General features: G+C 45.5%; 9 protein-coding genes. 3 read left to right on the top strand and 6 right to left on the bottom strand.

The window, feature by feature from the left end; genetic code table 11:
* Nucleotides 1–63 precede the first annotated feature (63 nt).
* Nucleotides 64–1,110 carry an MBL fold metallo-hydrolase gene (locus GVO63_RS01065; protein ID WP_159577792.1) on the top strand — a complete coding sequence of 349 codons (1,047 nt, stop codon included), beginning with the start codon at nucleotides 64–66 and terminating at the stop codon, nucleotides 1,108–1,110.
* A 124-nt stretch (nucleotides 1,111–1,234) separates the two neighbouring features.
* On the opposite strand, the gene GVO63_RS01060 is transcribed toward GVO63_RS01065, so the two are convergent.
* The 6 genes from GVO63_RS01060 to GVO63_RS01035 all read right to left on the bottom strand — a co-directional run bounded on the left by GVO63_RS01060 (nucleotide 1,235) and on the right by GVO63_RS01035 (nucleotide 7,717).
* On the bottom strand, nucleotides 1,235–2,083 hold the full coding sequence (locus GVO63_RS01060; protein WP_159495090.1) for a LysR family transcriptional regulator: 849 nt from the start codon (nucleotides 2,081–2,083) through the stop codon (nucleotides 1,235–1,237).
* A 92-nt stretch (nucleotides 2,084–2,175) separates the two neighbouring features.
* Complete coding sequence (locus GVO63_RS01055) at nucleotides 2,176–3,492, bottom strand: sugar MFS transporter (RefSeq protein WP_159577791.1); 1,317 nt, start codon at nucleotides 3,490–3,492, stop codon at nucleotides 2,176–2,178.
* Nucleotides 3,493–3,609: 117 nt separating this feature from the next.
* Complete coding sequence (gene nagA, locus GVO63_RS01050) at nucleotides 3,610–4,737, bottom strand: N-acetylglucosamine-6-phosphate deacetylase (RefSeq protein WP_159577790.1); 1,128 nt, start codon at nucleotides 4,735–4,737, stop codon at nucleotides 3,610–3,612.
* Between the two features lie 2 nt (nucleotides 4,738–4,739).
* On the bottom strand, nucleotides 4,740–5,741 hold the full coding sequence (gene nagB-II / locus GVO63_RS01045; protein WP_159577789.1) for a glucosamine-6-phosphate deaminase NagB-II: 1,002 nt from the start codon (nucleotides 5,739–5,741) through the stop codon (nucleotides 4,740–4,742).
* A gap of 1 nt (nucleotide 5,742) precedes the next feature.
* The gene (locus GVO63_RS01040; protein ID WP_159577788.1) at nucleotides 5,743–6,621 is read right to left on the bottom strand and encodes a BadF/BadG/BcrA/BcrD ATPase family protein; all 879 of its coding nucleotides are present in this window, start codon (nucleotides 6,619–6,621) and stop codon (nucleotides 5,743–5,745) included.
* Nucleotides 6,622–6,631: 10 nt separating this feature from the next.
* Entirely contained in the window at nucleotides 6,632–7,717 is a 1,086-nt protein-coding gene (locus tag GVO63_RS01035) for an acyltransferase family protein (protein ID WP_159577787.1), read from the bottom strand.
* A gap of 199 nt (nucleotides 7,718–7,916) precedes the next feature.
* Here GVO63_RS01035 and GVO63_RS01030 point away from each other — a divergent pair, with 199 nt between their 5' ends.
* Together GVO63_RS01030 and GVO63_RS01025 are read left to right on the top strand one after the other, a co-directional pair.
* On the top strand, nucleotides 7,917–8,939 hold the full coding sequence (locus tag GVO63_RS01030) for a LacI family DNA-binding transcriptional regulator (RefSeq protein ID WP_159577786.1): 1,023 nt from the start codon (nucleotides 7,917–7,919) through the stop codon (nucleotides 8,937–8,939).
* Nucleotides 8,940–9,156: 217 nt separating this feature from the next.
* The gene (locus GVO63_RS01025) at nucleotides 9,157–11,802 is read left to right on the top strand and encodes a TonB-dependent receptor (RefSeq protein WP_159577785.1); all 2,646 of its coding nucleotides are present in this window, start codon (nucleotides 9,157–9,159) and stop codon (nucleotides 11,800–11,802) included.
* The last annotated feature ends 25 nt before the right edge of the window (nucleotides 11,803–11,827 follow it).

Genomic DNA, 11,827 nt, shown 5'->3' with positions numbered 1-11,827 from the left:
TTTTTATTTTTTAGTCAGTATTCGACAACCTAAAAAACTGACGTGATTTAAGAGCGAAGAGAAATGTTGAGATATACCCTAGGTTTTTTTGTACTCGCAGCGCTTAGCGCCTGTAATACAACGTCAATAAAAAGCAGCGATCAGACAAACGAAACGGCGTTCAAAGTGAGCAGCAATAGCGTGGCGCCAGCATTTCAATTAATCACCTTAGGAGATACCGGCGGAATCAAAGACGGTAACTTGAGCGCGTTTTTACTGCGAAGCGTACATGAGGAAAATTTTGTCGCCTTGGACGCAGGAACAATTGTCAATGGTATTGACGTCGCACTGGAATCAGACGCTTTTGACGGGCTTGAAAACAGACCTGACGAAGGCCTTAAGGCCAACGGTAATATTTTGCATAACCATGTTAAAGCTTACTTAATCAGTCATGGACATTTAGATCATGTCGCTGGTTTGCTCGTGGCGTCGCCCGATGACAATGAAAAGCCGATTTATGCATTAAAGTCGGTAAATGACACGATGGGGAGTACGTATTTTAATTGGCAAGCGTGGGCTAATTTTACCAATCGAGGCATAGAACCAAAACTCAATAAATACGACGTTATCGATTTAGCGCCTCAGCAACCGATGCCCATTGAAGGTACAAAACTAACGGTAACACCGTTTAGCCTGAGCCACCCCTTGGAATCCACGGCTTTCATTATTGAAAGCGAGGACGATATGTTTGTTTACTTCGGTGACACCGGCCCAGATGGCGTAGAAAAAGAAGGGAAGTTAAGCACGATATGGCAATACCTAGCACAACAAATGCGAACGAAAACATTAAGAGGCATGGTTATTGAAGTTTCATTTTCCAATAATCGCCCAGACACATTGTTGTTTGGCCACCTGACGCCTAATTGGTTGATGCAAGAGCTCACCCGTTTTCACGACTTAGTCGAAGACAAAAGTCAGTTTTCGGCGATGAATATTGTGATAAGCCATATTAAGTACAGCCTTAAAGCCGGTGAAGAACCACGTAGGGTGATTGAAAGTGAATTAGCGCAAGCCAATAAATTAGGGTTTAACTTTACGCTGGCAAAGCAAGGCCAGTCGCTTGTTTTTTAGTTGCGAGTGGTGTTTTCGCTGCGGTGACATACTAACTTCACTAAGTTGTAATGAACTCATTTCTGGGGCGGCATCTTTATTGACATCCCCTTAATAAATGTGTGCTAACTTGGAAATGAATAGGCTACCCTCTCAACCTCACTTTAAAAAATTCGGCCAATGTCTTACTGATAACAGGGTGCTGTGTGTCTTGGTTAAACAAGCAAATGTTCACCTTGCCCAGTTTAGGTAAATGCGGGTGGTTCAAAACCGCTAAGTTGGCAGGTAAGCTTGATTTTGCCAGCGCGGTAACCCCAAGGCCTTGTTGAATAGCCGCAACAAGCCCCCCTAAATCGGCGTTAGTGTAGCTTATTTTCCAAGCAAAAGTTTGCTGCTTCAACTGTTCAATTACTCGGCTTCTATACATGCAGCCATCTGGCGCTAAGACTAATGGAATATTGTTTCCAACTAACGGATGGGCGGTGTCGCCAACCCACACCACATCGTCTTCTAATACCACTTCGCCTTCTGTTTGTTCGCCAGGGTTAACTAATGCCAAAATTAGATCGAAATGATCGCGTTGTGTCGGATGAAGTAGATCGCGACTTAGTGCTGACGTTACCTCTAACGATACATCGGGGTAGCGCTTCGAAAACTCTCCGATTAATCCCGGTAACAAGGTAGAGGCGAATTCGTTAGGAATGCCCAAACGCAATCGGCCGCTTAATGGCGCAGGGGTCAGGCTTCGAAAAATGTTGTCATTAAGCTCTAATATTTCTTTGGCTTTCGGGTAAAGCCAATTACCGTCTGCACTGGGCACGTGACGTTGACCCACTTTAGTGAATAGCTTTCTGTTTAACTGCGATTCAAGTTTTTTTATTTGTAAACTAATGGCAGGTTGAGAGCGACCTAAAAAGTCGCCCGCCTTTGCATAGCCACCCAGTTCAATAACGCTAACAAAGGTGCGTAAGGTATCAAGGGAAAGCTGTTTCATCGTTAAATATGGATTCCGACATCACCGGCATTAAACATTACTTCAAGAATAACACTTAAGCCTACCGTAAACCCACCACGTCGTCGCCTAAATTACCATTCTCTTAAACGCCAGCCCTTCAAAGCGTAAAAAAGAATGAAGGCGTAGCATGGTATCGTTGTCCAGTAAGCGTTCAGCACGCCGAAGTGATCAGCCGCAAATCCAAACAATAGAGGAATAATTGCACCTCCTGCTATGCCCATTATCAATAGTGCAGACCCGCGCGCAGTAAATTTACCTAATCCCTCTAAAGCGAGAGGCCAAACGGCGGGCCATACGATGGCATTGGCAAGGCCCAGTAGTGCAATTAGGGTAATAGGATCAGGAAGCGCCGTAATGCCAGTCCAGCCCCACAGAAAACTTGCAAAGAGTTGGCTTTCAGCGTTAGTGAAAGGGATACCGATAGACAAAGTGATACCTAATACCGAAGAAAGGGTAAGTAATTGGTGCTGAGTACACACGTTAGGCACAAGTAATAAACCTAGGCTATACCCCACAACCATAAAGAACATGGTATACGAAGTAAGCCCAAGTGCGCCCGGCACGCCTAGCTGTGAGCCTGCTAGTCCTATAGTATCGCCAGCGATAACCTCAACGCCTACATAGCAAAAAAGCGCAATAACACCGAAGACAAGCTGAGGGAACTGCAAAACCGAGCCTTTACCTTTCCCGTATTCGGCAAGTTTTTTATCTTCCACATCGAGATCGAGTTCAGGTAACCCTGAAAAACTTAATGCGATTGCAAGCAGGACTAACGCAGCGGCCATTCCCAAGTAAGGCATGATCAGACTTTGCGCTAATTGCTGTATTTGTGCACTTCGTTCAGCCTCTGGCAGCGCTGCAATACTTTGTTCAGTGATACCCGACAAATCTCCGAGTACAAGCGCAATAAATACCATAGGGGCAAGCCAACCTGCACCTTTATTGAGTAACCCCATAATGGAGATTCTTGCGGCGGCGCTTTCTGACGGCCCAATTTTCACCAAATATGGGTTTGATGCGGTTTGTAGAATAGTTAAACCGGAACCGACGACAAATTGGGCTGTGATAAACAATATGAATGCTTGGGTTTTGGCTGCCGGAACAAAGAGGCAGCAGCCTACTGCAATTAACACAAGGCCAAAAGTCATGGCGTTCTTGTAGCCCATTTTATTGAGCACGAATGACATAGGAAGCGCCATAACAACATACGCAATGTAAAAGCTAAACGCGATCAGCAACGCCTCTGTTCCATTCAAATTACAAACAATTTGCAAGAAGGGGATGAGTGCTCCATTCAGCCACGTGATAAAACCAAAAACGAAAAACAAGGTGCCGATTATTACCATCGGGAGCATGGTTGACGGGGTGGATTTAACTGCAGTTTGCATCGCGTTTCCTTCTTATATTGTTTTTATGTCACTGTCTTGCTTACTTACTGTTTTAACTATTAGCGCGTCTTGTTAACGATTCATTGGATATAAGTGGCTTACATGTTGGGCGTGCGCCTACTGGGCAAGCTCGCCATTGCGCCAACAGCGGGTGACCTTAAGACTTTCATCCAACGTTACAAAATTTGCGACAGCGCCTGTGCGCAATGTGCCAATGTTGGCTTCGCTTTTAATAAATGCTGCGGGCGTTGACGTTGCCATTCTTAGCGTTGCTTGCAGGTCGATATTTAGGTCGAAGTGAGTATGCTGAATGGCTTGTTCCATGGTTAATAGTGAACCCGCTAATGTACCGTCTTCAAGACGCAACGTATTATTTTTACGCATGACTTTGGTGCCTTGATAGACGAAGTGGTCGACGTCGCTGGCCGCTGGTGCCATGGCGTCGGTGACCAGCATTAATCGTTTATCGCCTTTAAGCTTTATCGCTAGCGTTGCTGACACAGGGTGAACGTGATGGTGATCAACAATTAATCCGCAATAGACGTCATCTCTGTAAAGTGAAGCTCCAACCATCCCAGGCTCTCGACTGGTGAAGGGTGACATGGCATTAAAAAGGTGCGTGGCACCAGTAGCACCGGCATTAAAAGCGGTAAAGCAATCCTCTGACGTCGCGTTCGTGTGGCCTATAGAGACAATAACGCCTGCGTTCGTCAAAGCCTCTATATCTGAAGGTAAAACCGCCTCTGGTGCCAGAGTAACAATAACCTTACCCAGATCATCTCGAGTAAATAAAGCCAGCTCTTTGTCGCTAAGCGAGCGGATATGCTTTGAGCTATGCATGCCTTTTTTGGCTATGCTGAGGTGAGGCCCTTCAAAATGGACACCCGGAATAGCACCTGGATCCCATTTATGGCCTAAAGCTATGGCATCAGCGCCTTTGTTCATAACGTCGATGTCGTCAGTGATAATGGTTGGCATTAAGCTACCTGTGCCCACGTTTAAATAGGCCTTTGCCATTTGCTGAAGTGTAGATAAGGTAGGCGTCTCGTTAAATTGAACGCCGCCTCCACCGTTCACCTGAACATCAACCATGGCGGGAATGACCAGTTCATGGATAACCTCAGCGTTACTTTCATCTTCACTATCTGAATAGAAAGCAGTCACTTGAGTTTTATTCACCTCAAAACGTACGTTTGAATGGAGTGTAAAGCCGTCAAAGAGGCGTTTGGCAAAAAAAGATTTCATTGCTAGAGCGTTTCCGTTACTTTTTTAAGCCCGACAGGGCTGTCTGGGTCCATACCCATCTCGCGCGCGGCCTTTTCAATATCTAAGTAAAAACGCTGCATAACGACAAGTGCCGAAGTGAGAGGGTGTATATCTGATGGTACCTCAAATAAAGGAAAAATTTGTGCTCCTCTGCGGGCAACTTCTTCAATTTGTGCCTTATGTACGCGACTCGATGCGTCAGGAATATGGGCATCGATAATCGCAATGTTGCGGTTTAAAAGGGATATTGGTCCATGAAGAAATTCCGCGCTGCTGAAGGCCTCGGCCTGTATTCCACAAACCTCTTTCATTTTAAGCGCTATCTCTCTGGAAATGGCATAACCGAAAGCACGGCCTAGTACTACGCATCGCTCAAGCGGTGCTAGATGTTCAGCAGTAAGTACGGAAGGGGTTGTTATTACTGACGCTAACTGCGCAGGTAAGGCAAGCAATGCCTCGTGTATATCGCGACGTTTAGTGCAGGCTGCAACAATGCTTAGTAAGGCATAAAGTGTAGCGAGATAGCTTTTCGTTGCCGCTACAGCAATTTCAGGCCCGGCGCAAAGCGGGACAAAAACATCAACGATATCTTTGACCGGCGAAGACTCATCATTTACCAGCGCAACACATAAGGCGCCTTTTTCCTTTGCCATTTTGGCTTGCGCAAGTATGTCTGGGCTTCTACCTGACTGAGAAATGATGAAAACAAGAGCCCGATTTAATCGCAGTGATTTACCAAAAACGCTGTTTACCGATGGCGCGGCCGAAGCAACCGGCAGACCCATTTCGGTCTCAATCAGATACTTTCCAAATACACCTGCATGGTCTGAGGTGCCGCGGCCAATGATATACACAAATTCCGGGTCGTGTTTTTCAATCTCTGCAGATAACTTACGGTATATATGAGTATTACTTTCCAGTTGTCGCTTCAGAACTTGGGGGGGTTCGGCCGCTTCAGCCGCCATTTTGGTTACGTAAGTCATATCAACACTCCTTTACCAGGTGTTTTATTAATGAAACTGCACCAAATTCAGGCGGACACATCGGGGCTTGTAGGCGTTGTCGAATATTTTCAGGCAGCCACTGGGCCCACTGCGACGAGAGACCTCCAATCAATGAGATGCGTTCAGCGCCAAGTTTGTCTAAGTGTGAGATAACCTCGATGAGGTATTGCTTGCCTTCGTTTACAATGGCAAGAGCGACGGGATCATTGTCGTTAGCACATGTCACCACTACTGGCGCAAACTTACCGAAATCACTCGATTTGTAATGCAGTGACTTACCGACTATTTCTTGAGGTTCGTCAGTACCTAGAGCCTCGCACATATCTGTAACAAGTCTGGACGGCGGCACCAGTGAATCGAGTGCTTCAAGGGTGTATTGCAAAGCCTGTAAGCCTAGCCATGCGCCACCGGCTTTATCGCCCAAAGGGAAACCATGTCCGCCGATGCTTGTTAAGTTGCCAGCCACGCTTGCTAGTGCTGAACTACCGGTACCGGTAATGATGATTGCACCGTCTTTACCTGCATGAGCGCCTAAGCAAGCAATGTGCAAATCGGTGGTTATGTGGGTCCGTTTAAATGGGAGGATCCAGCTTTGAGCAGTCTGTCGATAGCGTGGAACGTTCACGCCCGCAAGGCCCAGACACACGTTAAGGTCGCTTATTTTTGTTGCTGGAATTGCAGCAGCGTCTAATGCCAGTGATGTCGCTTCAATTATTGAAGCGAACGCAGTATCAGCAGACTGAGCAGGGTTGCACGGGCCTGACAACCCTTCGCCGAGTAATTCACCCTGTTCGTTTTCAAGTCGCGCTTTACATTTAGTGCCACCGCCGTCAATGCCGACAAAATAATTCTGAGTCACAGGTTCCACCTTAAATCTTTATGAAAATTTGTTTGCGATAAAGGACATACACAGGGATAAAGCAAACGCAGAGAAATAGAATGACCCATACCGTAGCACTAAAAAAGTCACTTACGCCCATGCTGGACATCAATCCGATGTAGCTGTTGTGAATAGAGATACCGGCGACTTGCCAATCAAGAAACTTTTCAATAATTACATGCAGGACGTAAGCGGTGATTGCGTTGGCCCCAAATATGGTGGCTACTTTAGTGCCGCTTCTGAAACCTTTTACATCGGTATACCACATCATACTAGCCAAGATCATGGCACCTATTCCGCCGGTGGCTAATACAAATGAGCTGGTCCATGCTTGTTTAATAAAAGGAAAGCCTAGGCTCCAAATACATCCCAGAGAAAAGGTAACAAATCCGAAAACGAACAAATTCATTACCGTGATAGGTAGGTTGCCCTTTCCTTTGACAATAATGTGACCAATGAGCATACCCATAATGCCCGTAACAACGGCAGGAAAAGTACTGAGCAGCCCTTCAGGGTCCCATGTGCCGCGCCATAGCATACCCGGTACAAATTGATCGAACCAATTTATTATATTCTCGCCACGCACGAGATGACCGTTAGGAAGACCGGGGGCGGGAACCAGCAGAATAAATAACCAGTACAGAAGCAAAATAGCAACGCCCACTTTAACCACGGTTTTTGTCGTGCAGTATATTGCCAGGTAACAGCAGACGAGATAAACAATACCAATTCTTTGTAATACGCCAAGTAGTCTTATTTGTTCGAAGTGGGTGTAAAACAAATTAACAACGAGTCCAAGCCCAATGAGCGTAAGGGCTCTTCTCCACACTTTTTTCAAAATGTCAGGTAATTGCGGCGAAGATGAATCAATATTTTTGAACCCCAAGCTTATCGCCACGCCGACAATGAGAATGAAAAACGGAAACACTAAATCGGCAAAGTTAATGCCTACCCAGTGAGCGTGCGAGAGTTCTCCGTAAGTATTCGGACTATTTACCACAATCATTGCGATTATAGTCAGCCCGCGAAATACATCGAGAGACAGGAGTCGTGAAGATGGCGTGTTTGATGTCATGTTTATTGCTTTTTTTATAATCAATGACTTTACCCTAACTCTTTTTGTTTACTTGTGTCAACGTTGTCAATGCTCTTTTTTAAAACAATTGAAAAATTGCGTTAGCGGCCAACGGGTTTACAAGATAAGGAAATTTGCTTGAAGGGGGCTTTCACTTTATTCTCTCTAGCACTCAATACCTTGTACCGAAAAGAATTTCATGAAAAAACCAACAATTAAGGATGTCGCGAAACTGGCCGGAGTATCGTTTAAAACGGTTTCGCGAGTGGTTAATCAAGAGCCAAACGTAAGTGAATCGGTAAAGGAAAAGGTACTTGAGTCAATAAAACAGTTGAACTATCAGCCAAACCACACCGCAAGAGTCATGCGTAAAGCACCGTTTTCTCTCGCGTTTGTCTACGACAACCCTAATAGTCACTATGTCATTGAAATGCAGAACGGCATTATCTCTGAATGCAGAAAAAAAGGGTTTGAACTGGTTATTCACCCCACCGATTCTCATTCTGATGAAGTGGGAAATGAGCTCGCAGCCATGATTGGTTCAAATCAGATTGGCGGTATTATCCTCACACCGCCGTTGTCAGAAAATAAAGAGCTCGTGACGTTTTTACTGAGTAGAGATGCAAAGGTTGTCAGGATCTTATCTGGCGAGCAACCTCCCGATAAATTAGCTCCGGTTCTGCACGTGGACGATGTAGATGCGGGGTTTAAAATGACGCAGTACTTACTGGAGTTAGGCCATAGAGATATTGCTTTTCTTGGCTTCCATGCCTCCCATGAATCGAGTTTAGGCCGGGTTCGGGGATTTAAAAAAGCGCACGAACTCGCAGGTTTGTCTTTTGATAAAAACTTTATCATTGACGGAGAGTTTACCTTTGAATCTGGAATGGATATGGCCAAGCAAGTGCTCGCCATGCCCAAGAGGCCTTCTGCGATTTTTGCGTGTAATGACGAAATTGCAGCGGGAGCGGTATTTATGGCGCGTCTCAATGATCTTAAAGTGCCAGAGGACATTTCGATTATCGGGTTTGAAAACAGCCCCTTCGCCACGCAAACTTGGCCCCACCTTACTACCATTGATCAGCCCAACTTTGATATTGCTGCCACCGCTGCTGCCATGGTTATCGAGATGATGAAATCTAATGATGTTCATGTTGTTGATTCAAAAGGTTTTTCTCTTGAGGTCGTAATCAGGGATTCGGCGTGTAAACCTTCTCTCTAGCGCGCTGTTTAACGTTTTCATCCTACAGAAGGTTCATTTTTCTAAGTACTCAACATTATTCAACTGACATTTTATTTTTTGTTGACAACGTTGACATGGGTTGGTAGCGTCAATGGCAGGTGATGAAAAAAACACCGCAAATAATAAGAAATAAAACTTATCAGCTGGTTGCCTGAAGCTGAACAACAAACACTACAAAGAAGATGGGAACCACATCATGAATAACGCTCGTCCAAAGAAAACGTTACTCGCCAGTGCTATGATAGGAATACTGAGCGCCCCCGCGCCGGTTTTGGCTCAAACTGCTCCAGATGTTAATGATAGTGACGTTGAACGCATCGACGTTACTTACCGCTCTAGTTTGGTTCAAGCTGCCGCGCTAAAGCGCGATGAAACGAAAGTTGCTGATATCATAACTTCCGAAGATATCGGTAAATTTCCTACAGAGAATATTGCAGAGGCAATCCAGCGAATTCCAGGCGTACAGATATCAAATATCAATGGCAGAGGCTCTACAATTAGTGTGCGGGGTTTAGGTGCGCAATACGCCAGAACAACGGTGAATGGCCAAACCATGGCAAATGCGGATTTCACCGGCGGCTTCCGTTACGACATCATTCAGTCTGAACTTGCTTCAAGTATCGCAGTCATTAAGTCTCCGAGTGCTGACATGGATACCGGTGGTTTGTCTGGAACCATTAATATCGACACCACCAAGCCACTTTCATACAGTGAGCGTAAAGTTGTTGCTTCCGTTAAAGGGCAATATTCAGAGTTTTCTCCCACAGATGATGTAACTCCCAAAGGTAATATTACCTATATCGATCAATTTGCTGATGACACAGTAGGTTTATTTTTAAACGCGGGTTATCAGGCACTTGACGATAGGGTAGACAACTTCTGGATGGGGAGATGGTTTAGCGACGATGAAGGTAATGATATCCCTCGCCGTCCACGTTATCGTCGTATTGACCGGGAGACCAAACGCTATCTGATGAACGGTGCTCTTCAGTGGCGCCCCAGTGATAACTTTGAAACAACGTTTACGGCCATTTATGCCGATGACGACACGATACAAGATTTGAACCAGCAGGTTTTCTTGTTCGATCGTGACGAAATTACCTTGCTCGGCGAGCCGGATAATGGCGTGTACAAGCAAGTACGTATTGACAATTTCACCCTTGAAAATAACCGCCAAGCCGAAGACAAACAAGCGACCAGCAAAGCATTTACGCTTGAGTCGAAGTACGAGACAGAAAACTGGACGATTCTTGGCGTAGCTCACTACACCAAAGGTGAGGCTGTTCACGCAGAAGAGGCGGTAATCTTAGCCACTACGGTGTCTGCCAATATGGATATTTCTGACCGCAATAACGTTGTGTTTAATGTGGATGAAGATTTAACCGACCCGTCTTTATACCCTGCAGATATGCCAAGGAACGAGTATCCAAACGGCGCAACGCGATATATGGATTCTTCAGAAAGTGCGCTTCAATTCGACGCAATTCGTTCGCTCGACGGGGAATTTTTTACCGGTTTTGCATTTGGAGGAAAATACCGTAAAGAAGAATTCAATCGAGAGGTCTTTCGCACAGACAGGTTTGCCATAGGTGAGGCTGATCCGAGTGACCTTCCGTCGATGAGCGAGTTCAACTATATGGTGACTGACTTCTTAGACAATCAAATGTCAATAGATCATGGCTGGGTGGCACCTGATATTCAGGCCTACCGAGATGCGCTTGTCGCGGAAGGTGTGACAGTTCCAACTTTATTCGCTGCTCAGTCTTCCTATTCTATAGAGCGAGATATTCTTTCGTTTTACGGTAAAGTCGATTTCGAAAAGTATTTAGGTGAAATGACATTGAGAGGAAACATTGGTGGCCGCTATGAAACCACCGATAGAACAATCAATACGTATTTGACCGGTGAAAATAACCCAATCAACTCAGAAATCAGTTTAGTGATTGGCGAAACGGCGTTTGACTACGACTACAGCAATTTCTTACCAAGCGTAAACCTGGTACTTGAGTTGACTGATGAAGTACAAGCGCGCTTTGCCGCGGCAAAAGTGCTCGTTCGTCCATTGTTGACATCGCGTACACAAATTGCCGCGTCTGAGACGTCGGTGAACAATTCATTTGGCACGCGCACCTACACCGTAGATCTTGGCCAACCTAATATGAAAGCGCTGACGGCTGATCAAGCTGATTTAGGGCTGGAGTGGTATTACGGTGAGGGGAACAGCCTAGCACTGACGCTGTTCTGGAAAGAAATTAAAAACGGTTCGGTCTCTGAATTTGTTTGCCCTGATAGCTACAGCGACGTGACGCTCAGTGGAACGCCGGAGGACTGCGTCGACACGCAAGGTAATATTTATGAAATCACGAGTACCTTCAACGATGATAGTGGTACGACTATCAAAGGCTATGAGCTAGGTTGGAACCAGAGCCTAGACAGTTTTTTACCTATTGATGGTTTTGGTTTCTCGGCCAACTATACCTTTATCGATGCAGAAGATAGCGAAGACTTTGTTCTCACCAATTCTTCAGAAGAAACGTGGAACTTTATTGGCTATTGGGAAAACGACACGTTTAGTGCAAGAGTCGCCATTAACAACCGTAGCCCATACGTTCAAGACAATACGGATGCGTTTTTTGCTCGCGAGGGAAGGGTAGTCGACGGAAGAAATCAGGTTGATATTCTACTGAGTTATAACGTAACGGAAGCACTGAACCTTCGTTTTGGCGCGCTGAACATTAACGGCAATAACGAGGAAGCCTATTTCACTGAAGAGAAGCCAGTTTGGCAGACCACCAGTATCATAGGTACTAGCTACTATCTAAGTGCGGTGTACGCATTTTAAAACAAAGGCGCTGCGGGGAACCGCA

The sequence above is a fragment of the Alteromonas sp. KUL106 genome (assembly GCF_009811415.1).
Taxonomy (GTDB): domain Bacteria; phylum Pseudomonadota; class Gammaproteobacteria; order Enterobacterales; family Alteromonadaceae; genus Alteromonas.
The sequence above is the reverse complement of the archived record's forward strand: the minus strand, read 5'-3'. Positions and strand labels throughout refer to the sequence as shown.